The organism is Streptococcus sp. 27098_8_74 (genome assembly GCF_041431705.1).
In the GTDB taxonomy this organism is placed as follows: Bacteria; Bacillota; Bacilli; order Lactobacillales; family Streptococcaceae; genus Streptococcus; species Streptococcus salivarius_E.
The window spans coordinates 18,597-43,144 of sequence record NZ_JAPVYF010000004.1; the positions used below are offsets into that span (position 1 = coordinate 18,597).

Genomic DNA, 24,548 nt, shown 5'->3' on the forward strand with positions numbered 1-24,548 from the left:
GTTTAGTCTCCGTACAACAATTCTGCACAGAAGCCACAAGCTTCATTATTATCACGACGTTGGCCATAAAAATCTGGACAAATATGGAATCCATCATCGTAAATAGCCTCGAGATTTACCTTACCATGAGACATTTTAGTCCCTGTCTCCTCTTGAACCACTTGACTTAAGTGCTCACGCAACTTGTCGTTTTCCAACTTGAGGGCCGTATTTTCATCAAGAATCCCTGAGAAGTTCGCCTTAATCGCTTCCACTTCTGCCAACATCGACATCAAATTTTGTGATAATTCCTCGAATTTATCATACAATTCACGCTTTTCCATTTAGCTGAACTTCCTCCACTCCATAAGTTAGGGGCGCACGCCCTTTTTCAAATACAACCTTAATGGTCCCTGCAATTACATCAATGGCAACGACCTGACCTGTACCATCCTTGGTTTCAATGTCATCACCCAAGTCAGGATAACTAGCCTTGCTATCTCGGTAAAAGTCATCACCCAAGTCAGGATAACTAGCCTTGCTATCTCGGTAAAAGTCATCTTCATAACTGAGACAACACATAAGTCGACCACAGACCCCATTCATCTTACCAGAATTCAAAGATAAACTCTGATTTTTAGCCATCTTAATCGATACTGGTGGGAATTCACCCAAAAAACTAGAACAACAAAGTGCCCGACCACAAGGTCCTAGGCCACCATAAATCTTTGATTCCTCACGACTTGAAATTTGGCGCAACTCAATACGTGTCTTAAAGTAAGAAGCCAAATCTTTGAGCAATTGACGAAAATCTACCCGTTTTTCAGCAACAAAACTGATTAGTACATAAGAGCAATTTAGCGGAAAGACAATATCAACGACCTTCATTTCTAGCTGATTTTGAGCAATTAAATCAGCTACTACTCCCATACTCTTTTCAGCCTTCAAAAGATTTTCATCATATCTAGCGAAATCTTTCTCCCCTGCCAATCCTTCAACCCGATTCAAATCCGCAGGCAAACTAACCTCAGGAAAATCAGCGTTTTCCATGACAACCTGAGCTAGGCGCTTATCTTTTTTCTCCAAAACGACTACAAAGTCATCTTTGGCATAATTTTTATCAGGAACAACATATTCTACTGCTCCAGTTTCCTCAAATTTTATTCCAATGACTTCTGTCATGATAATACCATATACTCCATCGCATTTTGAAAGCTGACATTAGCTAGCCACATTTTTCGTGCCTCATAAACTAAGCCTAACCATCGTCTTGCTTGTGGATTTTGTATATCCTTCCCCAATTGATAAGTTAAAAAAGCCCAGACCATCTCTTGTTCCGACTTTTCACTACACTGGACAGCCAGTTTTGCAACATCCAAATAAAGCAGGTCCTGATTAGATAGCAGGGACTGTGTGAAACGCTCTACTGTATTAATCAGATCAAGAATCCTATTATCCTTAGCTAAGTCTAAAGCCTGAACATCATCTTTAGCAAAATCCGCCAACACTTTGGCTTGTGTCAGCAACAAGCCTTCCTTCTGCAGCAATTCTTCCAGATAAGCCCGATTCTTAGGAAAATAAAAGAGTTGAGCTCGACTTTTAATCGTCGGTAACATCCGACTATCATCAGCTGTCAAAAGAAAAATATAAATCTGACTTTGAGGTTCTTCAATAAACTTTAATAGACTATTGGCAGCATTGACATGCATCTTATCTGCATCACGAATGATAAAAACCTGAGCCTGCCCTTCAAAACTCGATTGACTAAACTCTCTAGTCAACTGACGAATCGTGTCCGTCTTAATAATCTGTCCTTGTGGCTCTACTAATTTAACATCAGAAAAGTCCCCCTGAGCAATCAAACGACAAGGACGACAGTGACCACAAGGTAGACTATTCTCAGGAGTCACACAAAAACGACTCTGTGCTAGCCAAATAGCCATGTCGAGACTTCCAAAATCACCCGAAAACAAATAAGCATGACTCAAACGATTTTCCCTGATAATTTGTGAAAACTCTTCAAATAGTTTGCTTTGACTTTCAGCTAACTTCATCTTGCTCCTTATAAATAGCCTTTAATTACTTTCCAAGCGTCCTCTACAACATCTTCAAAAGCCTGTGAGGCATCGATTAGCTTGATACGTTCTGGTTCAGCCTGTGCTAAATCTAAATAACCTTGACGTACACGCTGATGCAAGTCAAGCTTCTCTAAATCCAACCGATTGACTTCACGTTCACCGCTGGCTGCAATGCGGGCCAAACCAGTCTCAGAATCCACATCAAACAATAAGGTCACATTAGGTTTATAACCATCAGTCGCATAGGCATTTAACCAGGCAATCTCATCCTGATTCAAGCCACGGCCAGTACCTTGATAAGCAACTGATGAATCAATAAAACGATCCATGATGACCATATTGCCTTTTTCAAGCTCTGGCAAAACCTTCTCAACCAGATGTTGACGACGAGCCGCAATATAGAGCAAGAGCTCTGTCTTAGCATCCATAGCCGTATTATTGACATCCAAAATAACCTCTCGGATTTGCTCTGCAATAGCTACTCCGCCTGGTTCACGTGTCGTCACAACCTGAGCTGGATAAACCTCTCTTAAACGTGGCAAAAGTGCCTCCAAAACTGTAGTCTTTCCAGCACCGTCTGGCCCTTCGATTGAGATTAATAACCCTTTTGACATGATACTTCCTTTTGATTTTTTTCATCTTCTATTTTATCAAATTTTAGCTTAGATGGAAGAAAAAAAGAGGTTTCCACCCCTCCTTTTTTCTATCTAAATACTTCTGACCATGCCGATTGCAGGTTTCGAACCTGTGACCTACGCGTTACGAGTGCGTTGCTCTACCAACTGAGCTAAATCGGCTGACACAGTCATTCTAACACTATGCCCTAAAAAGTCAAGTTCTGTACGAAATTTACAAAAAAGAACTTGGACTAGCCAAGCTCTTTCTTTTCTTACAATGATTTGTAAAGTTGACTTGCATTTTCAACAGTGAATCCGTATTCTTTAAAGATACGGTCACCAGGTGCTGAAGCACCCCAAGTATCAATAGTAAGTGTTTTACCTGCAAGACCAACATATTTACCCCAACCAAAGCTAGTTCCAGCTTCGATAGCCAAACGTTTTGTCACAGCTGCTGGAAGGACTTCTTCTTTATATGCAGCATCTTGTTCATCAAAGAGATTTTGTGATGGCATTGAAACAACACGAACATGCACACCTTCAGCTTCAAGAGCAGCCTGCGTATCAAGTGCCAATTTCACTTCAGAACCAGTTGCAATGATGATACCATCAAGATCACCGTTTGCTTCTGAGATGATGTAAGCTCCTTTATTGACACCAGTTTCAGCATTTTCAGCAGTACCATCAAGGACTGGCAAGTTTTGACGTGTCAAGACTAGCATTGTTGGACGTTCAGTCTCAGCCAAGGCACGTTTCCATGCAGCATTAGTTTCATTACCATCTGCAGGACGGATAACGTTAAGGTTAGGCATTGAACGCACACTTGCCAATTGTTCGATTGGTTCGTGAGTAGGTCCATCTTCACCAACTGCTACTGAGTCATGTGTCATAACATAAGTTACTGGCAAGTTTTGAAGAGCTGCCATACGTACTGCTGGAAGCAAATAGTTTGAGAAGACGAAGAAGGTACCACCATAAACACGAGTACCACCATGAAGAGCAATACCATTCATCGCTGCAGCCATAGCAAACTCACGCACACCAAACCAAATATTACGTCCAGCATAGTTGTCTGCTTGGAAATCAGACTCAGCCTTAACCATAGTATTGTTAGAAGCTGAAAGGTCTGCTGAACCACCCCAGAATGAAGGAACTTGTTCAGAAATCTGTTGGATAGCTTGTTGGCTTGATACACGGCTAGCAACTGCTGAACCCAATTCATGAGCATTCAAGTCAACGTGTACAGGTTCATTTGCAAAGGCAGCCTTGTATTCAGCAGCCAATTCTGGGTAAGCAGTTTCATATTCTGCAAATTTAGTTTGCCAAGCATTTTCAGCAGCTTCACCACGGAATTTAATACCAACTTCAAAACGACGAGCAACTTCATCTGGAACTGTAAATGCCGGTGCATCATAACCGTAAACACCTTTTGCGTGATCAATGCCATCTTGACCGATTGGAGCACCGTGGACAGCTGATGTTCCTTGTCCTTCAGCTCCATAACCAATGATTGTCTTAACTTCAATGATAGATGGTTTATCTGTCTCAGCCTTAGCTTCTTCGATGGCTTTAGCAATAGCTTCCAAATCATTACCATCTTTGACAAGAATGTGTTGCCAACCATAAGCTTCAAACTTAGCCTTAACATCTTCTGTGAAAGCCATTGAAGTTGGTCCATCAAGTGAGATATCATTTGAATCGTAAAGAAGCACCAACTTACCAAGTTTAAGGTGACCAGCAAGACTGGCAGCTTCTTGAGAAACACCTTCCATCAAACAACCATCGCCATGGAGGGCATAAGTATAATGGTCAACAATATCAAAACCAGGTTTGTTAAATTTAGCTGCCAAGTGTGCTTCAGCCATTGCCATACCTACAGCATTAGCAATCCCTTGACCAAGAGGACCTGATGTTGCTTCAACACCATCAGTATGGTTAACTTCAGGATGACCTGGAGTCTTAGAGCCCCATTGACGGAAATTCTTCAAGTCATCCATTGTTACATCATAGCCAGAAAGGTGCAATAGACTATAAAGCAAGGCAGAACCATGACCAGCAGAAAGAACAAAACGGTCACGGTTTGTCCAGTTACGGCTAGTCTTTGGATTAACATTCATCACATGGTTCCAAAGCACATAAGCCATTGGCGCTGCACCCATAGGAAGACCTGGGTGCCCAGAATTCGCGGCTTGAATTGCCTCGATCGAAAGCGAACGAATAGTGCTGACCGCCATTTGGTCAATTGCATCAAAAGTCATGATTCTAACTCTCCTTTTTTGGAAAAAAATGCGGAGCATACAGACTATTAGCGTCTGAGCTCTAGTTATACTATTTTAATTATAGCATATTATCTATCTCTTTGGGCAATCCAATTCTATTTGTGAAACCCTAAACCTATAAAATACAGGACCTAAAGCGTTCGTTTTTACAAACCAATAGCATTTGTCTTATCCCAAGCAATTATTAAATCTATTCATCAAAAAACAAAAAAGCCGAGGGAAACCCCGACTTTATGTAAAATTATTTAACGAAGTCAAGCAATGCCAAGAAGCTTTCAGCTTCAAGTGATGCACCACCTACAAGAGCTCCGTCAACGTCTGGACAAGCCATGTATTCAGCAACGTTTTCAGGTTTAACTGATCCACCGTATTGAACACGTACTTTGTCAGCAACTTCTTGACCAAAGTCAGCAGCTACAACGTCACGAACAACTTTACACATTTTTTGTGCGTCGTCTTGTGAAGCTGATTTACCAGTACCGATAGCCCAGATTGGTTCGTATGCGATTACTGTTGAAGCTACTTGTTCTGCAGTCAATCCAGCAAGAGCAGCTGAAACTTGAGCACCTACGAATTCTGCTGCTTTACCAGCTTCGTAAGTTTCAAGTGATTCACCACAACAGATGATTGGAAGCATACCGTTAGCAAAGATTGCTTTTGCTTTTTTGTTAATGTCTTCATCAGTTTCGTGGAAGTAGTCACGACGTTCTGAGTGACCGATAACAACGTAGTCAGTACCGATTTCTTTCAAAACTTGTGGGCTAGTTTCACCAGTGAAGGCACCAGCATTTTCAAAGTAAGTGTTTTGTGCAGCAACTTTAAGGTTTGAACCTTTAGCAGCGGCAAGTACAGCTGTCAAGTCAACTGCAGGAGCTGCGATACCAGCTTCAACAAGATCTGATGAAGGAAGTTTTGATGCTACAGCTTCAACGAATGCTTTTGCTTCTTCTGGATTTTTGTTCATTTTCCAGTTACCAGCGATAAATGGTTTACGTGACATTTCACATACCTCTTCTTTTATTTATTTACTCGTTTATTTTATCACAAATCCCTTACTATTACTAGGATTTTAGGAAAATTCCGAAAACTCGATCTGCTTTATGTCTATTTATCACTATCAAAACTTAGCTTAAGGACCTTAAACAGTTTAAAAGTATAGAATACAAACATTTTCAAACACCAAAAAGAGCCGAGTAAACTCGACTCTCTCAATTATTGTCTGACGAATAATTGTATTGGGAACTTAATATTAATTAAGCTTCGATTTCAGATACGATACCTGAACCAACAGTACGTCCACCTTCACGGATAGAGAATGTTGTACCTTGTTCAACGGCGATTGGGTGGATCAACTCAACGTCGATAGTCACGTTATCACCAGGCATAACCATTTCAGTACCTGCAGGAAGTTCGATTGAACCTGTTACGTCAGTTGTACGGAAGTAGAACTGTGGACGGTAGTTGTTGAAGAATGGAGTGTGACGTCCACCTTCTTCTTTAGAAAGGATGTAAACTTCACCTTTGAATTTAGTGTGTGGGTTGATTGAACCAGGTGCAGCCAATACTTGACCACGTTCGATTTCATCACGTTGGATACCACGAAGAAGGACACCGACGTTATCTCCGGCAATACCTTCGTCAAGTTGTTTACGGAACATTTCAACACCAGTAACAACTGCTTTTTGGATTTCTTCTTTAAGACCAACGATTTCAACTTCGTCATTGACACGAACAACACCACGGTCGATACGTCCTGAAGCAACAGTACCACGACCAGTGATTGAGAATACGTCTTCGACTGGAAGCAACAATGGTTTGTCAGTGTCACGTTCTGGTTCTGGAATGTATTCGTCAACAGTGTTCATCAAGTCCATGATGATGTCTTCGTATTTAGAATCACCTTCAAGAGCTTTAAGAGCTGAACCTTGGATAACTGGAATGTCATCACCTGGGAAATCGTATTCTGAAAGAAGGTCACGGATTTCCATTTCAACCAATTCAAGCAATTCTTCATCGTCAACCAAGTCAACTTTGTTCATGAAGACGATAAGGTGTTTAACACCAACCTGACGTGAAAGAAGGATGTGCTCACGAGTTTGTGGCATTGGTCCGTCAGTAGATGCTACTACAAGGATCGCACCGTCCATTTGAGCGGCACCAGTGATCATGTTTTTAACGTAGTCCGCGTGTCCTGGCGCGTCGATGTGAGCGTAGTGACGTTTTTCAGTTTCATACTCAACGTGTGCAGTGTTGATTGTGATACCGCGTTCACGTTCTTCTGGAGCAGCGTCGATTGAAGCGTAGTCTTTTGGTGTGTTAACTGCGCTAGGAAGACGACGAGCCAATACAGTTGTGATAGCAGCTGTCAAAGTAGTTTTACCGTGGTCAACGTGTCCGATTGTACCAATGTTAACGTGTGGTTTACTACGATCGTATTTTTCTTTTGCCATTTAGGAAAAGCCTCCAATAAAATATATTTTATAGATAGACAGTAGGCAATACAGTCTAACTTTACTCTACTATTCTATCAAAATGTCATAGAATTGCAAGTATTTTATATAGTTTTCAGTTTTTCTTTAGAGTAATTACAAATATTCCTTTCAATAATTCTATTTCTACTGCTCCTATTAGCTTTCACTATCTTCATACTACTGCCTAACACCATCTAACGAAAAAAGAAGCCGTATTACCGACTTCTTCTTAAAGGTACAATTTTTTCATCTTGATTTTCCAATTCTTGAGTCTGAGATAACTCATCCTCAATCGCTTGAACAATATTATCACGCTTTTCATTAGCAGCGATGTTCAAGACAAAGGCTATCCCAACTGAAGTCACTAAAAGAGAGTTACCTCCTTGCGAAAGGAAGGGGAAGGTAACCCCTGTTGATGGAATCAGCCCTGAGATTCCTCCGATGTTAACGAAGACCTGCATTAGCATTAAGGCACCTACACCCAATGCCATCATAGAGTTAAAAGGATTTCGTGCCTTGACTCCCACAATCATAATACGAAGAATGAGGAAAAAGAGGAGGGCCAGGATCAAGCCAGCTCCGATAAGACCTAACTCTTCAATTGCAATTGAAAACACAAAGTCTGTTGTAGCTTCTGGGAGATAACCAGTTTTTTCAATCGAATTTCCAAGTCCAAGACCGAACCAGCCCCCATTACTCATAGCATAGTAAGAATGAGATAGCTGGAGACCAGATCCAGTCAAATCCTTGAACGGATTAAAATATGCTGCGAAACGCTTGGCAACATAACCGAAGATAGGTACCTTAGCCATGGTTTGAACCCCAACCAAGGCAATTAAACCAAGGAAGGCTGATGAAATCCCTACAATGCCGGCAAATAAGGCCGTGAACCAACGGTAGCCAACACCAGAAATTGAAAACATAACTACCGTAGTCAATACAATGATAGCCGCATTACCCAAGTCAGGTTGGATAGCAACCAAACCAATCATTACAAGCAAATAAACACGCCAGTCATTAAGTTCCTTACCATTCCTAGGAATCCATCTATTCTTCGTCAAGGCTTGGTAGTCATAACGTTCTATAGCAGACTGTTTTTTTGAAAAAGTGTGTGCCAAAAACCAGACAACAATGATCTTAAGGTACTCAGCTGGTTGGAAAGACAAGGGACCAAGCACAATCCAACCATTGGCACCATTAATTTCCCTAGTAAAAAATTTGGCAATGACCAAAAGTAAAATCTCAAAGGCAATAACAACACCCAAAAGCTTATCTTTCCTGAGAAAGTTCAATTTCAGTCGGTAGATGAAAAAAATAGAGAACAAGGATACCAACCAAAAGGCTCCTTGGTTTATAACAGATGCGAAGGGATTGGCTCCCAAGGCTACTAAACGAGCACTTGTTGTTGAATACACTACTATTAAACCAACTATGGATAAGATTAAATAAGGTATTAAGATGGTGTAATCTAAAAGATGCTTCTTTTCAATTTTCATATCTTTAAAAAACTCATACTTTCTATTACGTTACTCTACATTTTCTCTTAAAATATAAAGCTAACAGCTTATATTATAACACTTTGATACCTTAAACTAAAGTAAAAGCTAAATTAACCGTTTTCAGGACTGGAAATTTGATTTTTTATCTTACCTTCAGATAGGTTTTACAATGAGCTTTCTTTGATAACTTTGCTACTTCTCATGTTTTCTTTTACGACAAATAAAAAACGGGACCAAAGTCTCGTTTTTTTTGTCTTATTTTGTACCGACACTGATACGATTAAGTGCTCGACGGAGAGCAACCTGAGCACGTTGAACTTCATCAATACGGTCAGATTTAGTTGCTTCTTCCAAGTCACGTTCGGCACGTTGCTTGGCACGTTCGGCACGAGAAACGTCAATGTCGCGTTCACGTTCTGCTGAATCGGCAACGATAGTAATAAAATCATCTTTAACTTCGATGATACCACCGTTTACGGCAATCCAATCGACGTGACTCTCGTCATCCACACGACGAACCTTGAGTTCATCCACTTCAAGTGGCGCAATCAAGTTAATATGGCCTGGCAAGATACCAATTTGACCATCTTTAGTAACCGCGTGGATAAAGCTGGCATGGTGGTCATATTTCAGACCATCCGGAGTTACCACTTGTACGGTCATTTGTGCCATATCTTCACCTCATTAGTAGCCCATAGCTTTAGCTTTAGCTACTACATCCTCAATTGGACCTACGCTACGGAAGGCATCTTCTGGAAGATTGTCATATTTACCTTCAAGGATTTCTTTAAAGCTACGAACGGTCTCAGCAACTGGAACATAAGAACCTGGTTGACCTGTAAACTGTTCAGCAACGTTAAAGTTTTGTGACAAGAAGAATTGGATACGACGAGCACGTCCAACCAATGTTTTTTCTTCGTCTGACAATTCATCCATACCAAGGATAGCGATAATATCTTGCAATTCACGGTAACGTTGAAGCACACGTTGAACTTCAGTCGCAACAGCATAGTGTTCTTCACCAACAATTTCAGGTGAAAGGGCACGTGAGCTTGATGCCAATGGGTCAACGGCTGGGTAAATACCCATTTGTGTCAACTTACGTTCAAGGTTGGTTGTTGAATCCAAGTGAGCAAATGCTGTAGCTGGCGCTGGGTCAGTATAGTCATCGGCTGGAACGTAGATGGCTTGGATTGATGTAACAGAACCTTTTTTAGTTGATGTGATACGTTCTTGCAATTGACCCATTTCAGTAGCAAGTGTAGGTTGGTAACCAACGGCTGATGGCATACGACCAAGAAGGGCAGAAACCTCAGAACCTGCTTGAGTGAAACGGAAGATGTTATCGATGAAGAGAAGCACGTCTTGACCTTCGACATCACGGAAGTATTCCGCAATTGTCAAACCAGTAAGAGCAACACGCATACGTGCTCCAGGTGGTTCGTTCATTTGACCGAAGACCATGGCTGTTTTCTCAATAACGCCAGATTCTTTCATTTCCCAGTAAAGGTCATTACCTTCACGTGTACGTTCACCAACACCTGTAAACACGGAAATACCACCGTGCTCTTGGGCAATGTTGTGAATCAACTCTTGAATAAGAACGGTTTTACCAACACCGGCACCACCGAAGAGTCCGACTTTACCACCTTTAAGGTAAGGGGCTAGCAAGTCGATAACTTTAATCCCTGTTTCAAGGATTTCAGTAGATGTTGACAATTCATCGAAAGTTGGTGCTTTTTTGTGAATTGGTTCACGCTCTGCATCGTCTGCAAAAGGTGCTTCCAAGTCAATGGTATCACCAAGAACGTTAAAGACACGTCCAAGGGTATCTTTACCAACAGGAACGCTGATTGGACGACCAGTGTCCAGAACTTCTAGTCCACGAGTCAATCCATCAGTAGATTCCATGGCAATGGTACGAACCACACCTTCTCCAAGTTCAAGAGCTACTTCGAGCACGATACGTTTAGACTTTTGTTCATCAGTATAAACGACCAATGCATTGTTAATCTCAGGAAGTTTATCACCAGCTGCAAACGCTACGTCTACAACAGGACCAACAACCTGAGCAATTTTGCCTGAGCTCATTGTTTTCTCCTTATGATAGTTTTCTGGATGACAATCATCCTTTTTTTCATGTGTGTCTAATTAAGACAAATCTCTAGCTATTCAAGTGCACTTGCACCACCAACGATTTCAGTAATTTCCTGAGTGATGGCAGCTTGACGCGCACGGTTATATTGGATTGTCAAATCGTTAATCACATTCTTAGCATTATCAGTGGCTGTCTGCATTGCAGTCATACCAGCTGCGTGTTCAGCTGTTTTGGCATCTACGATAGCACCGTAGATAAGACTCTCCGCATATTGTGGCAAGAGTTGATCCAAAATAGTGTCACGATCTGGTTCCAATTCAAACTTGGTCAACACATGACCTTCTGATTCATTGGGATCCAAATCAGCGATAGGAAGCATTTGTTCCACACGAACTTCACTAGACAAACTGTTGACATGGTGGTTGTAGCACACATAGAGTTCATCAAAGAGTTCATTTTGATACATTCCTACTGCTTTAGAAATGATTTTTCCGACTTGTTCAAAACTAGGTTGATCTTCAAGGCCACGAAGTTCAAAAGCAACATTCATGTTACGAGCCTTGAAGAAATCTGAACCTGTTCCACCAATAGAAATGATAGCATATTCATCTTCAGAATCATGGTCACGTTTAATCATGTCCAACACAGCTTTAAGAATTGTTGAGTTATAACCTCCAACAAGTCCTTTATCTGAAGTAATGACAATGTAACCCGTCTTACGAACTGGGCGTGCGTCCAACATTGGATTTGACGAACCATTAATCAATTCTGAATGTAGAAGATCTGTTGTGATCTGTCTAATTTTTGAGGCATAGATTTGGAAATCTTTAGCAGCTTGCTCAGAACGTGTCAATTTTGAGGCAGAAACCATTTGCATGGCTCCTGTAATTTGACTCGTTTTCTTTGTTGAAGCAATTTTTGCTTGGATTTCTCTTAGAGAGCCTGCCATATGCTGTCCTCCCTATTTCTATTTATATTCTGACTGATCTTTGAAAGCTTGGATAGCTTCATTAAGTACAGATTCCTCAGGAAGATCCTTAGTTGTACGAATAGTTTCAAAGATATCCTCATGGTGACTATCAAAGTAGTCATAGAGTGCATCTTCAAAATCCAAGATTTGATCAACCGGAACACTATCCAAGAAACCGTGTGTCAAAGCGTAAAGGATAACAACTTGTTTCTCAACCGGAAGTGGTTTATGAAGTGGTTGTTTCAAAACTTCGATTGTACGACGACCACGGTTCAATTTCGCTTGAGTCGCAGCATCCAAATCTGAACCAAATTGCGTAAAGGCTTCAAGTTCACGATATGAAGCCAAGTCAAGACGAAGTGTACCAGCAACCTTCTTCATCGCTTTAATTTGCGCTGATCCACCTACACGTGATACAGAAGAACCCGCATCAATGGCTGGACGAATACCTGAGTTAAACAAGTTTTCTTGCAAGAAGATTTGTCCATCTGTGATTGAAATAACGTTTGTTGCGATGTATGCTGAGATATCTCCGGCTTGCGTTTGGATGATTGGCAAGGCGGTAATAGAACCACCACCAAGATCATCTGAAACTTTAGCTGAACGTTCCAAAAGACGTGAGTGGAGATAGAAGACATCCCCTGGGTAGGCTTCACGACCTGGTGGACGACGGAGAAGCAATGAAAGTTCACGGTAGGCCACGGCTTGTTTAGACAAATCATCATAAACAATCAAAACGTGTTTTCCGTTATACATGAACTCTTCAGCCATTGCAACACCCGCATAAGGCGCAATGTAAAGCAATGGTGATGGTTGTGATGCAGAGGCAGTCACAACAATTGTGTAATCAAGAGCACCGTGTTTACGGAGAGTTTCTACTTGTGTACGAACTGTTGATTCTTTTTGACCAATAGCCACATAGATACAGATCATATCTTGACCTTTTTGGTTCAAGATAGCATCAATGGCTACTGAAGTTTTACCAGTTTGGCGGTCTCCGATGATCAATTCACGTTGACCACGTCCAATTGGAACCAAGGCATCAATAGCCTTAAGACCAGTTTGCAATGGCTCAGAAACTGATTTACGTTGCATAACACCTGGAGCAGGTGTTTCAACTGGACGGAAACCTGTTGTTTCGATGTCACCAAGACCATCAACTGGTTGCCCAAGTGGGTTTACTACACGACCAATAAGGGCTTCACCAACTGGAACTTCCATGATTTTTCCAGTACGTTTAACAATATCGCCTTCACGAATTGCTACGAAATCCCCCAAGATAATGATACCGACATCATTAGTTTCAAGGTTTTGGGCCATACCATAGGCACCATTTTCAAATTCGAGCAACTCACCACTCATAGCATTATCAAGACCACGAGCACGTGCGATACCGTCACCGATATAGGTAACGACACCAGTTTCAGTGACGTCAAAGTTTGGCTGGAAGTTTTCAATTTGCTTTTTAATTAAAGCGCTAATTTCTTGTGCGTTAATTGCCAAAAGTCACACCACTTTCTATTTCAAATTCGTTTTAAAGGTTTGCAATTGACTGCGAATTGACGTGTCAACAACCTTATTCTTTGCTTTGATGACGAATCCTCCAATGAGGTCCTCATCAATTTTTTCTACTAAACGACGTGTCTTAATCTCAAATTTTTGTGAAACTATCGCCAAAAGTCTAGTTTTTTGTTCTTCAGACAAGGGACTTGCTGATGTCACAGTGACATCGTAAGTGTTGTCTTCTTGATCAAAGAGCTCAAGGACCAATTTCAAGACATCATAAAGAATGTTAGCGCGGTCATTGAGTGAAATCACCTCAAGAAAATTGTTCATGTATACTGAACAAGACTCTTGAATCAAGCTCAGACTTTCTTTTTTAGCCTCACTTGTCACATTTTCTTGAGACAAGAAGGTTTTTAGATTTGTTTCAGCAAAAACTGTTAGGATTTGCCTTACTTCTTCTTGGATTGTTGACACGGCGTCTTGTTCAAAAGCGACTTCTACCAGACTTCTGGCATACTGCTCAACAAGAGCTTGTGTTTTCTTATCCATTAAGCATCTCCTAATTGATCAAGATAGCTATCAATCAAGTCAGATTGCGCTTTGGCATCAAGGTTTTGTTTCATGACTTTTTCTGCCAAAAGGACAGTCAAGTCAGCAACCTCACCTTTAACGCCAGCAAGTGCTTCCACACGGCTTTGAGCGATATCTTGATTTGCTTTCTCTTTCAAGCGTTTAGCTTCATCATGTGCTTCTGCAATGATTTTTGATTCTTGAGTTTTACCAGTTTCCTTGGCCCCATCAATAATTTGAGCTGCTTCTGTGCGAGCACCAGCTAACTCATCTTGACGTTTTTGTGCCAAGCTTTCTGCTTCTTGACGAGCATTTTCAGCACTATCAATATCTGTGGCAATTTTCTTTTCACGAGCAGCAAAGATTCCTGTAATTTGATCCCATGCGAATTTACGAATGAGGTAATACAAGAGAAAAACAGAGCCGAGCGTAATAATGATATTACCAAGTGTCGTACTATTAATCAGTAATGACATTTTATTTCTCCCTTTCTTAATTATTCTTCGTTGACTTTATCACCAATGTAGTTAGAACTTAGGATAATAAAGACATAGGCTTGAATGAACCCAATAAAAGCTGAAAAGGCAACCCAGACAAGGTTCAGAGCAAAGGATACAGGTGCTGCAAAAGCAGACCATGTCACCAATTGAAGAATCAAGCCAGTTAGTACCTCACCAGAATAAATGTTACCAAACAAACGTAAGGCCAATGAAGCAGGGTTAGTGAGTTGTTCCAAGATGTTCATTGGGAGCATAGCTGGGTATGGTGAAAGGTAGCCTTTGAGATAGCCTTTAAACCCTTTTTTACGAATCCCCTCAATATGACTAATGAGGGTAATAATCAAAGAAAGAGTGATAGTAACACCGAAATTCGATGTTGGAGAAGACCAAAAATTGTAATGCTCACTTTTTACAGATACAAGCAGACCTAAGTTGTTTGCTGTAAACACAAAGGTGAAAATTACAAACAAGAGCAAACTATAATTTTTTGTGAATTTTCCAAGATTTTGAGAAATGGTGTTATTCACAAATTCATAGATGAACTCGAGTACATTTTGTTTTCCCTTTGGTTTAATGGTCATCTTACGACTTGACCAAAAAACCACTCCAAAAACGATAATTACTGTCAAGAGAGACATGGCAAGGATCGTCAAGTCAAAATCAATCCCAAATAATGAGACGGTTGGATTACTTGTAGCTTCCACTGCTCATCCCTCCTTCATCTTTTTATTTGTCTATTAGACAATGTAGCTAAGGGCAAACAATACGAAGAAGGTACCTTCGATGAAGGCAACACCAGTAAACATCAATGTTTGAAGTTTGCTAAACATCTCAGGTTGGCGAGCTGCAGATTTAGCGATATTAGCAACGAGGATACCCTCACCAATAGATACACCCATAACGGCCAAACCGAGGGCTAAGATAGTTAAATTCATAGTAGAATTCTCCTTTTAATTATTTTTACCCTGCTATTTTAGTCCTATTTTCCACGAAAGTCAATGAATTGACGGTTTTTTGGACGTTTTCACTGACTTTGCCTAACGTTTTCATTTTATTTGCGTAAGCGTTTACTTTTAATGAAAAACTTTCTTCTTATTTCATAAAAACAAGCCTAACCTATTATGGTTAGACTTGTTTGGGAGATTTATGAAAAAAGAAAGATACACTGTCTGACTTAAAACCAGAACATGTGAGCGCTACCGAACGACGTTCAGTAATACTTATTAGGATAACTATAGTATAACTTGAGTTCCTTAAAGAAAGCTGAAGGGGAGCGTTTTTGCTCCACTTTCTCTTTAGAAAGTCCTACTGACTCCAAAAGTAGAAAATACTACTCCGACACTTTTTAATATTAGTATCTCTCCATATCAAATGTTTACTTTATCAATAATTACCATCGACGTGGCTACTCTCCTTGGATAAAACAAACACTAACATTATCAGATGTTAAACGACTTACCCAACCTTTATTTCATAGTCCAGGAATAATAATATCACCTCATAGAGACTTTGTATTTTTCATAAAATGACGTGTACAAAACGGTAACTCGTCCAATTTAACAACTTCTTTTGTCCTAAATCTTCTTCTATCATACAAAACACATGACCCGATGCTATCTTCCTTTCGTTATCAACGATAGAATCTAGAACCTCACTGTACCTAGTTTTATATTAATGTAAGATTACTAGACTTTAGCATTCTCTGACTATAGTCACTTTGAAATATAGATAGTTTGAAGCATCTGGATTTATTTTTGTTATAATAACTTATATAACTATTTTACTTGTAATCGAAAGGAAATAAAATGAGTCTTACAATTTTGAAAGAGGATGAGTTTACATCTTTCATAGAAAAATGTAAAGAACATTCGTTCATGCAAACAGTATCAATGTCTAATCTCCTAAGAAAAAGAGGATTCGAGACTAAATTTTTAGGTTGGAAAAGTAATAATGAAACTACTGTTGCTGCTATTGCTTTCATGAAGCATTTGACTGGAGGAGTCAGAATAGAAATTAATAGTGGTCCATTGTATACAAATGAATCCGATTTAAAGAGTTTTTATCATGAATTACAACTTTTTGCTAAGAAACAGGGAGCTCTAGAATTGGTTGTAAAGCCAGACGACATTTATCAGACATTTGAAATTGATGGAAAGCCTATTGAACCTGAGAAAACAGAATTAATTTCTACACTAACAGATCTTGGCTACAAATTTGATGGTTTACAGGTAGGCTATCCTGAAGGAGAACCAACTTGGCATTATTTGAAAAATCTTGAGGGCTTTGATGAAACATCTTTATTAAAATCATTTAACAAAAATAGCGTCAGAAACATCAAAACTGCTCTCGACTATAATGTTATTGTTCGCAAAATAAATAAAGAAGAAATTCCAGAATTCAAAAAGATTATAGAAGAAACCGGAAGAAGGCAAGGATTTGAAGATAAAAGTTTAGATTATTATACAGAACTATATGATGCATTTGGTGATAACGCTGATTTCTTGGTAGCAGAGTTAGATTTTGAAAAAAGCTTAGATCACATAAATAGTAAACTTACCTCACTGAACCCTAAGAGCAAACAGTATGATCAACAAGCTCAAAAATTGAATAAACAAAAACAGATCATTTCAGAGCTCAAACAACAAATTAATACAGAGAAGATACTTCTTGCCTGTGCTTTAATACTATATACGAAAGATCAGGCCACATATCTCTTTGGAGGTTCCTACACAGAATTTCAAAAATTCTCTGCTGCTTTCTTAATTCAGTATCATGCCATGAATTGCACTTTAAGAAGAAATATTATGAGTTATAATTTCCTTGGAATCACAGGTGTGTTTGACGGCTCTGATGGAGTTCTACGATTTAAACAAAACTTTAACGGTTATATTGTTCGTAAGATGGGAACCTTCCGCTATTACCCACAACCTTTAAAATACAAACTTATTCAAGGACTTAAAAAGCTTCTTAGACGTTCTTAGTTTAAAAAATACTGTTTACTATTCATTGCTTGAAATAAACGCAGGCTTTTGTTAGAGCCACTGAAAAAGTCATCATATGATGACTTTTTTGTTATATTTAAATCACGACACATCACCAGAATTTTTTTTGTGAAGCACCACAGTTGACAAAGAGCTTAAAAAACACGGCATTCCGCCGTGCTTCTTTGTTTATTTCACCAATTTCTTCATTTCTTCAATACGCACTACTGTCGCATCGTATTTAGCTTGGTAATCTTCTTGTTTGTCGCGTTCTTTTTGAACGACTTCTGGTTTGGCATTGGCTACGAAGCGTTCGTTGCTAAGTTTCTTACCAACCATGTCGAGTTCTTTTTGCCATTTGGCTAATTCTTTTTCAAGGCGAGCCAATTCTTCTTCGACATTAAGAAGATCAGCGAGTGGTAAGTAGATTTCTGCGCCTGTGATGATACTTGACATAACCAAGTCAGGAACTTCTACATCTGCTGCAATTTCCAAGTGTTCTGGGTTTGTGAAGCGTTTGATGTAGTTGACATTATCATTAAAGAAAGCATCGAGCTTGCTGTCGCTTGTCTTGATTAAGATAGTGATTGGTTTACTTGGCGCTACGTTCACTTCTGCACGTGAGTTACGGACTGAACGAATCACATCTTTAAGAGCTTCAACACCAGCTGCAGCTTCTTCATTTTCAAACTCTGGACGAACCACTGGGTATTCAGCAGTCACGATCGTTCCTTCAGAGATTTGGCCGTAGATTTCTTCAGTTACGAATGGCATGATTGGGTGAAGGAGACGCAAGATTTGATCCAAGGTGTAAAGAAGAACCGAACGAGTGATAACTTTTTCGTCTTCGTTATCGCTGTAAAGCACTTCCTTAGTCAACTCAACATACCAGTCCGCAAACTCATCCCAGATGAAGTTGTAGAGGATGTGACCAGCCACACCAAATTCGAACTTGTCAAAGTTCTCAGTAACTTTTCCAATGGTTTCATTGAGGTTGTGGAGAATCCAACGGTCTGTGACATTACCTGCTTGACCAGCAGCCACTTTAGCTACATTTTCACGTGCTACATCCAAGGTCAAACCTTCATTGTTCATGAGAATGTAACGAGAGATGTTCCAGATCTTGTTAATGAAGTTCCAAGAAGCATCCATTTTTTCGTAAGAGAAACGCACGTCTTGACCTGGTGCAGAACCGTTTGAAAGGAACCAACGGAGAGCATCAGCACCATATTTCTCGATAACATCCATTGGGTCAATCCCGTTACCGAGTGACTTAGACATCTTACGTCCTTGCTCGTCACGAATCAAACCGTGGATCAAGACGTTCTTAAATGGTTGGCGTCCTGTGAATTCCAATGATTGGAAGATCATACGAGACACCCAGAAGAAGATGATGTCGTAACCTGTAACCAAGGTTGAAGTTGGGAAGTAACGTTTGAAGTCTTCTGCTTCCACATCAGGCCAGCCCATAGTTGAGAATGGCCAGAGGGCAGAACTGAACCAAGTGTCCAAGACGTCTTCATCCTGTTTCCATCCGTCGCCTTCTGGTGCTTCTTCACCGACGTACATTTCACCCTCAGCATTGTACCAAGCAGGGATTTGGTGACCCCACCAGAGCTGACGAGAAATCACCCAGTCGTGGACATTTTCCATCCATTGAAGGAAGGTGTCGTTGAAACGAGGTGGGTAGAATTCTACCTTGTCGTCTGTGTCTTGGTTTGCGATAGCATTTTTCGCCAATTGGTCCATCTTAACAAACCATTGTGTAGACAAACGTGGCTCAACAGGCACACCTGTACGTTCTGAGTGACCAACTGAGTGAGTCATTTTTTCAATTTCGACAAGGGCACCGATTTCTTCCAATTTCTTAACAACAGCCTTACGTGCTTCAAAGCGGTCCATACCGTTGAATTCACCAGCCAATTCATTCATGGTACCATCATCGTTCATAACGTTGACTTGTGGTAAGTTATGACGTTGACCAACCAAGAAGTCATTAGGGTCGTGAGCAGGAGTGATTTTAACCACACCAGTACCGAATTCAGGGTCTGCGTGTTCGTCCCCAACGATTGGGATTGGCTTGTTCAAGATAGGCAAGATAACATTTTGACCAATCAAGTCTTTATAACGGTCATCGTTTGGGTTAACCGCTACGGCAGTATCCCCAAACATAGTTTCAGGACGTGTTGTTGCCACTTCAAGGGCACGTGAACCGTCTTCCAACATGTAGTTCATGTGGTAGAAGGCACCTTCCACATCCTTGTGAATAACCTCGATATCAGAAAGGGCTGTACGAGCTTTTGGATCCCAGTTGATGATAAATTCACCACGGTAGATCCAGCCTTTTCTGTAAAGCTCTACGAAAACCTTACGAACGGCTTTTGAAAGACCTTCATCAAGGGTGAAACGCTCACGAGAATAGTCTACAGAGAGCCCCATCTTACCCCATTGTTGCTTGATAGTTGAAGCATACTCATCTTTCCATTCCCAGACTTTATCAAGGAATTTTTCACGACCCAGGTCATAACGAGAGATGCCATCTTCAGCCAAACGCGCCTCTACTTTAGCTTGAGTCGCAATCCCTGCGTGGTCCATACCAGGAAGCCAAAGCGTATCAAAACCTTGCATACGTTTTTGACGGATGATAATATCTTGCAAAGTAGTATCCCAAGCGTGACCAAGGTGAAGTTTACCAGTTACGTTTGGTGGTGGAATAACGATTGAATAAGGCTTAGCCTTTTTATCGCCAGAAGGCTTGAAAACATCCTCATCAAGCCATTTTTGGTAACGACCAGCCTCAACCTCGGCTGGATTGTATTTAGGTGAAAGTTGTTTCATTTTTGTTTCTCCTTCGAATTAATATACTGTTCTATCACAGATTCAAAAAAATTTTCACTCCCAATTATCGAATAGTCTATAATTTCAAACGGTACTGTAAAATGTTTAACATGATCTGTATAGAAAGAACATGGCAATAAATTTTCAAAAGTGATTACCATAGAATTAAATTTCTTTTTATAATAATCATCATAGGACTTGTGATGCTCCTCAGGAACATACCAATTTTTGAATTTTTCGTTAAATTCAGGTTTAAAATAATTAATTAATTTTGCTTCAACTAGATTTATGTGACTAGATTCATCAGGAAAATCTAATATTTCTTCCGCAGATATTGTAGCAAACTTACCGGAATCCATAGTAGTAGCAACTTTAACTTCACTTGTTGATAACAGAAGTACTTTAATATCATATATGATTCTAGAGTCAATTATCTGCGATAAGATATTTTGAAGAGTAGAATGACTTTTCAATCTATCTTGAGCAAATCTATTAAAATCATTACCTTTTGCTTGCCCTATATATAGTATCTTAAAAGCTGGTATAAAATTTTTATTATTTAACATAATATTTGTTGCAGAATATTTTTCTGTTCCATTTATAGTTAAAAAAAGCGAATCTCTTGAAATTTCAAGTTTATTAATTTTAAGCAAGTTGCCCTTTTTATCCGTAAGTCGGAAAGTATTAGAATACTCAGTTCCATCTTCACTTATAACTGTATATTTTACTTTTGTCCTATCAAAAAAACAACTCCTAACTTTTTTAAAATACCATCTAGGTATACCTAAAATAAAATATAAGTGTGGATTGAAATTTGCAGAATAATTTTTAATATCAGAAACCTGAATTAAATCATAATTATTAATAGTAACGATTGAATGACCACTAAACATTACTTAAACTCTCCCACTCACTCTTCAGCAAGCCATATCTCAAATCATCACAGCGGTTGCCTTGGGTATCCTTGCGGTCTCTTATGCGAGCTTCAAGGGTAAATCCTAATTTTTTCGCAACTCGTTGACTTTGGATATTGTAGCCAAAGCAAGACAATTCTATCTTATGAAGCACCAGTTCTTTAAAAGCTAAATCAATCAAAGCATGCGCTGCTTCTGGTACATAACCTCGGCCCCAATAATCTGGATGCAAGGTATAGCCAATCTCAAGCACATCGTCTTCGTGGCGATGGTTGAAATCAACAGAGCCGATAATCTTATCAGTCCCTTTGACCACAATCCCATAGCCTGCTGGAAGATTTTCTTTTTGATTGCGCTCGGGAAGGATATGTTCTAGGTAATAGATTTCATCTTCCAAGGTCTTGACGGGTGGAAAACCAGCTGGGTAGGAGACTTCTGGACGACTGGCAAAGTCAAAAATTGCCTCTGCATCCGCCAATGTACGATTTCGTAAGACGAGTCGCTCCGTTTCGATTCGTTCTGGCAACTCAGCTCTTTTCATCCCTCTTCCTCGCTTTCTTGATGAAGCTTCCCATGGGGTCGACTCGGTCATCTAGATAGCGATAGACACGTTTATAACCATCTCCCATAAAGTAAGTCGGTGCAAAGCGGTCATTTTTAAAATGTCCCCTGTCATCCAACAAATCAGATTCAGCCAGACGGTCTAGAATCTTAGCAAAGATATGACAGATACCATCTTCCTCAATAATTCTGTCTACCTGGCAATCCAATACGACTGGGCAAGCATCCAGTATAGGTGCTTGTGTCAGTTTAGAAGGTTGGAAATCTAAGCCGAATTTAGCAATCTTTTCACGATGACTAATAAAACCAGCCTGCTCCATCTCAAGCATTAAACTCTCATCAGGAATATTCACTGTGAACTTCTGATAATGCTTAATCTGGTCTGCCGCATTTTCCTCACTACCAACCCCGATGACGAGCCAATCTCCTAGACTATAGGAAGAACTACAAGTCGTCACATTATAGCCATGTGTCTGGTCCTGGTAACCCAAGATAAAAATGGGAAAACCATAGTACAATTTACTGGTCTCAAAAGATTGCTTCATGTCACCCTCCTCTGATAGGAACGTAGACCTCGCTTGCGCTCCGTCTGCATCGATATCTCTAAATCCACCTGTGACCTTCGGTCTTAGTTCTTTAAAAGCTATAGAAAATCCCTGCCATAACTATGACAGGGACGAATGTGTATCCGCGGTACCACCCAATTTTGAGTGACAACCACTCACAGCTTTCTTGATTCAATTTGACCATCAGCAACCAGCTTTGACATTTGTGCGGATTTCTCAGTACCACCGCTTCCTGTGACAAATGGGCTTCAAAGCACCTCTGAATGGTCTTATTTTATCACAATTTTAAGACCAAGACAAATGAAATTGTGATGGAAATCTTATTGATTTTTGAATTTGAAAGTAGGTCCTCTGTCCTACTTTTCCTCACAATTTTCAATGGCTACTATTACCTTTCATGACAAGTTCTAACTTTGCTTGGCTTTCCAAATATCTCTTACGGTAAGTTATTGCCATCGTTTTATACTCTTCGGAGGACATTTTATAAAAATCTGCTTCTTCTTTGTAAGATTCTACAAACTTTTTATAATAATTGATATCTTTTATCGGATTCTTAATAATCTTATCTATCAACACATAAATCCCTAAAAACACACCACCAAGAATCATCCCAAGAAAATAGGGCGCCACAAGAAATGATTTAATTAACTCCATGAAGTTCACCATCACTTTCCTTCAAAATCCTTCTGAAAATGTTCTTTATGAACTTTTAATTCAAGCCCACAAACATCTTTGAGCCTTTTCCCAGCTGCAACTCGTCTTTGATGTGCTCTTATTAAAACATGTTCGGACTGTGTATGACTAATAAAATAACACAATAGCAGGTAAGTAACTATACCCCCAAACATCATAGTAATTATCCTAACCACCAAGAAAATCATCTTTCTACTCCTCTCTTAAGGAACTTGCTGAAACCATTGTAACAAAACATCGGCTAAAATCGTGACCTTTTCCACAAGAAATGGCTCATTTATCATAAGTAAAAGCATTTATTTTATTTTGAGTACATGAATGATGGCATTATAGATATTTCAAGACAGATCATCTACATTCTAGATAACTTTATTTTCCATTAGAAAAATCCCTGTCTTTCGACAAGGATTTCATCTTATTTATCTCCCTTAGCTCTTTCTTCTTTTAGCCATTTTTCATAGCTTTCGAGTAGATTGATAGCCATTTGGGTCGCCAAAGCTAGTGAGAAGGCTTCTGTACCTTCAGTTGTTTCGTCTTGGACTTCCAATTTACTTTCTTCGTAAATGGCTTTGAGAGCCTTATTGCTAAGCGTGTCTTTAAATGCTTGGAATTCTTTCATGGTCAAAGCCTCCTTGATTCTACGGCAACTTTTACAGCTACTGTTACCGTTTTCACTTTAAGTTTACACCATTTCAGAGAAATTGCAAGGATTTTCCTTAATAATAAGGAGAGCTTTCACTCTATCTGCGACCTACTGAGCAGGAGTCGCAGCCCCTGTCAGATACTCAGTCGTATAGGCTACGATAGCTCCTGAATCAGCATTTACCGCGTATTTATAACGTAGACCGCTAGCAGCATAATCAAAGCTGATATTGTAGACTTTACCGTCTCCTTCAGTCTTCAAGTCCGTTTTCAAGTTGGTCACAGAACCTTCAGCTAGGCCAGCATGGTTAAGAGCTGTCGTTTGCGCAGCTTCTTTAGATACTGCTGTCTCTTCCTTGTTTTCGCTAGGTTGAGTCTCGTCTTTAGGCTCTTCACTTTTTTGAGTATCATCCTCATCCTTAGATGTTGGATGGTCACTCTTATGTTTCAAAATAGATCCCGACTGACCGTCAATCGTATACTCAAAATGGTTGTCTGACGTTGTGAAACTAATCTCATAACTTCCGTGAAGCCCAGAACGTGCTTTTGAAACTGTTGATTGAGAGATCTCAGAAGTTTTGACACCTGCATTTTTGTAAGCAATGTCTGCTGCATCTTTTTCTGACAAACGGTAACCTGAACCGTTAAAGATAAACAGACCTGCAGCGATGGCAACTGGGATAGCGAGCAGAAGCAGATAGCTCACTAGCTTTTTCATTTTTCGCATAAAATTCTCCGCTATTTTAATCTAATACTACTATTATATCTTAAAGTTCTAAAATTGTC

The 24,548-nt window shown here is 39.8% G+C and carries 24 protein-coding genes and 1 tRNA gene; 1 reads left to right on the plus strand and 24 read right to left on the minus strand.

Features of this window, described 5'->3' with window-relative positions; translation table 11 throughout:
- Positions 1-2: 2 nt before the first annotated feature.
- From yabA to O3670_RS02310, 17 genes are all read right to left on the minus strand, one after another.
- Positions 3-323 carry a DNA replication initiation control protein YabA gene (gene yabA / locus O3670_RS02230; protein ID WP_002887582.1) on the minus strand — a complete coding sequence of 107 codons (321 nt, stop codon included), beginning with the start codon at positions 321-323 and terminating at the stop codon, positions 3-5.
- Positions 310-1,161 (minus strand): regulatory iron-sulfur-containing complex subunit RicT, encoded by an 852-nt coding sequence (gene ricT / locus O3670_RS02235; RefSeq protein ID WP_371595747.1) that lies wholly within the window; start codon positions 1,159-1,161, stop codon positions 310-312. Before ricT ends, yabA begins: the two co-directional genes overlap by 14 nt.
- A complete protein-coding gene (locus O3670_RS02240) occupies positions 1,158-2,033 on the minus strand; it encodes a DNA polymerase III subunit delta' (RefSeq protein WP_073685601.1) in 876 nt (291 codons plus the stop codon). Before O3670_RS02240 ends, ricT begins: the two co-directional genes overlap by 4 nt.
- An 8-nt stretch (positions 2,034-2,041) precedes the next feature.
- A complete protein-coding gene (tmk, locus tag O3670_RS02245) occupies positions 2,042-2,671 on the minus strand; it encodes a dTMP kinase (RefSeq protein WP_155123811.1) in 630 nt (209 codons plus the stop codon).
- Positions 2,672-2,781: 110 nt separating this feature from the next.
- A tRNA-Thr gene (locus tag O3670_RS02250) sits at positions 2,782-2,854 on the minus strand.
- Between the two features lie 92 nt (positions 2,855-2,946).
- The gene (gene tkt / locus O3670_RS02255; RefSeq protein WP_155123810.1) at positions 2,947-4,932 is read right to left on the minus strand and encodes a transketolase; all 1,986 of its coding nucleotides are present in this window, start codon (positions 4,930-4,932) and stop codon (positions 2,947-2,949) included.
- Between the two features lie 262 nt (positions 4,933-5,194).
- Positions 5,195-5,953 carry a triose-phosphate isomerase gene (tpiA, locus tag O3670_RS02260; RefSeq protein ID WP_002890214.1) on the minus strand — a complete coding sequence of 253 codons (759 nt, stop codon included), beginning with the start codon at positions 5,951-5,953 and terminating at the stop codon, positions 5,195-5,197.
- A 253-nt stretch (positions 5,954-6,206) separates the two neighbouring features.
- Positions 6,207-7,403, minus strand: coding sequence for an elongation factor Tu (tuf, locus tag O3670_RS02265; RefSeq protein WP_002890213.1), 1,197 nt, complete (start codon positions 7,401-7,403; stop codon positions 6,207-6,209).
- Between the two features lie 236 nt (positions 7,404-7,639).
- A complete protein-coding gene (gene ftsW, locus O3670_RS02270; protein ID WP_037599630.1) occupies positions 7,640-8,920 on the minus strand; it encodes a cell division peptidoglycan polymerase FtsW in 1,281 nt (426 codons plus the stop codon).
- A gap of 258 nt (positions 8,921-9,178) precedes the next feature.
- Positions 9,179-9,595 (minus strand): F0F1 ATP synthase subunit epsilon, encoded by a 417-nt coding sequence (locus O3670_RS02275; protein ID WP_002890211.1) that lies wholly within the window; start codon positions 9,593-9,595, stop codon positions 9,179-9,181.
- A 12-nt stretch (positions 9,596-9,607) separates the two neighbouring features.
- Positions 9,608-11,014: a F0F1 ATP synthase subunit beta gene (gene atpD, locus O3670_RS02280; protein ID WP_002885994.1), complete on the minus strand. Its 1,407-nt coding sequence runs from the start codon at positions 11,012-11,014 to the stop codon at positions 9,608-9,610.
- Between the two features lie 77 nt (positions 11,015-11,091).
- A complete protein-coding gene (locus tag O3670_RS02285; protein WP_002886026.1) occupies positions 11,092-11,970 on the minus strand; it encodes a F0F1 ATP synthase subunit gamma in 879 nt (292 codons plus the stop codon).
- An 18-nt stretch (positions 11,971-11,988) separates the two neighbouring features.
- A complete protein-coding gene (atpA, locus tag O3670_RS02290) occupies positions 11,989-13,494 on the minus strand; it encodes a F0F1 ATP synthase subunit alpha (protein ID WP_195968922.1) in 1,506 nt (501 codons plus the stop codon).
- A gap of 15 nt (positions 13,495-13,509) precedes the next feature.
- A complete protein-coding gene (locus tag O3670_RS02295) occupies positions 13,510-14,046 on the minus strand; it encodes a F0F1 ATP synthase subunit delta (protein WP_049545803.1) in 537 nt (178 codons plus the stop codon).
- Positions 14,046-14,543 (minus strand): F0F1 ATP synthase subunit B, encoded by a 498-nt coding sequence (gene atpF, locus O3670_RS02300; RefSeq protein ID WP_002886161.1) that lies wholly within the window; start codon positions 14,541-14,543, stop codon positions 14,046-14,048. Before atpF ends, O3670_RS02295 begins: the two co-directional genes overlap by 1 nt.
- A gap of 20 nt (positions 14,544-14,563) precedes the next feature.
- Entirely contained in the window at positions 14,564-15,271 is a 708-nt protein-coding gene (gene atpB / locus O3670_RS02305) for a F0F1 ATP synthase subunit A (RefSeq protein ID WP_049545804.1), read from the minus strand.
- A gap of 33 nt (positions 15,272-15,304) precedes the next feature.
- Complete coding sequence (locus O3670_RS02310) at positions 15,305-15,502, minus strand: F0F1 ATP synthase subunit C (RefSeq protein WP_022496075.1); 198 nt, start codon at positions 15,500-15,502, stop codon at positions 15,305-15,307.
- 870 nt (positions 15,503-16,372) lie between these two features.
- On the opposite strand from O3670_RS02310, the gene O3670_RS02315 reads away from it, so the two are divergent.
- Positions 16,373-17,548 carry a peptidoglycan bridge formation glycyltransferase FemA/FemB family protein gene (locus O3670_RS02315; protein ID WP_037601949.1) on the plus strand — a complete coding sequence of 392 codons (1,176 nt, stop codon included), beginning with the start codon at positions 16,373-16,375 and terminating at the stop codon, positions 17,546-17,548.
- A 189-nt stretch (positions 17,549-17,737) separates the two neighbouring features.
- On the opposite strand, the gene O3670_RS02320 is transcribed toward O3670_RS02315, so the two are convergent.
- From O3670_RS02320 to O3670_RS02350, 7 genes are all read right to left on the minus strand, one after another.
- Entirely contained in the window at positions 17,738-20,386 is a 2,649-nt protein-coding gene (locus O3670_RS02320; RefSeq protein WP_371595748.1) for a valine--tRNA ligase, read from the minus strand.
- Positions 20,383-21,279 carry a hypothetical protein gene (locus tag O3670_RS02325; RefSeq protein WP_037604159.1) on the minus strand — a complete coding sequence of 299 codons (897 nt, stop codon included), beginning with the start codon at positions 21,277-21,279 and terminating at the stop codon, positions 20,383-20,385. The genes O3670_RS02320 and O3670_RS02325 overlap by 4 nt, the downstream gene beginning before the upstream one ends.
- A complete protein-coding gene (locus O3670_RS02330) occupies positions 21,272-21,841 on the minus strand; it encodes a GNAT family N-acetyltransferase (RefSeq protein WP_037604158.1) in 570 nt (189 codons plus the stop codon). The genes O3670_RS02325 and O3670_RS02330 overlap by 8 nt, the downstream gene beginning before the upstream one ends.
- Entirely contained in the window at positions 21,828-22,406 is a 579-nt protein-coding gene (locus tag O3670_RS02335) for a flavin reductase family protein (protein ID WP_037604157.1), read from the minus strand. Before O3670_RS02335 ends, O3670_RS02330 begins: the two co-directional genes overlap by 14 nt.
- 396 nt (positions 22,407-22,802) lie before the next feature.
- Positions 22,803-23,081 carry a hypothetical protein gene (locus tag O3670_RS02340; protein WP_142246463.1) on the minus strand — a complete coding sequence of 93 codons (279 nt, stop codon included), beginning with the start codon at positions 23,079-23,081 and terminating at the stop codon, positions 22,803-22,805.
- Between the two features lie 454 nt (positions 23,082-23,535).
- Positions 23,536-23,739 (minus strand): hypothetical protein, encoded by a 204-nt coding sequence (locus O3670_RS02345; RefSeq protein ID WP_037604154.1) that lies wholly within the window; start codon positions 23,737-23,739, stop codon positions 23,536-23,538.
- A gap of 132 nt (positions 23,740-23,871) precedes the next feature.
- Positions 23,872-24,489, minus strand: a complete 618-nt coding sequence (locus O3670_RS02350; RefSeq protein ID WP_037604153.1) for a PepSY domain-containing protein — start codon at positions 24,487-24,489, stop codon at positions 23,872-23,874.
- Between the last annotated feature and the right edge of the window lie 59 nt (positions 24,490-24,548).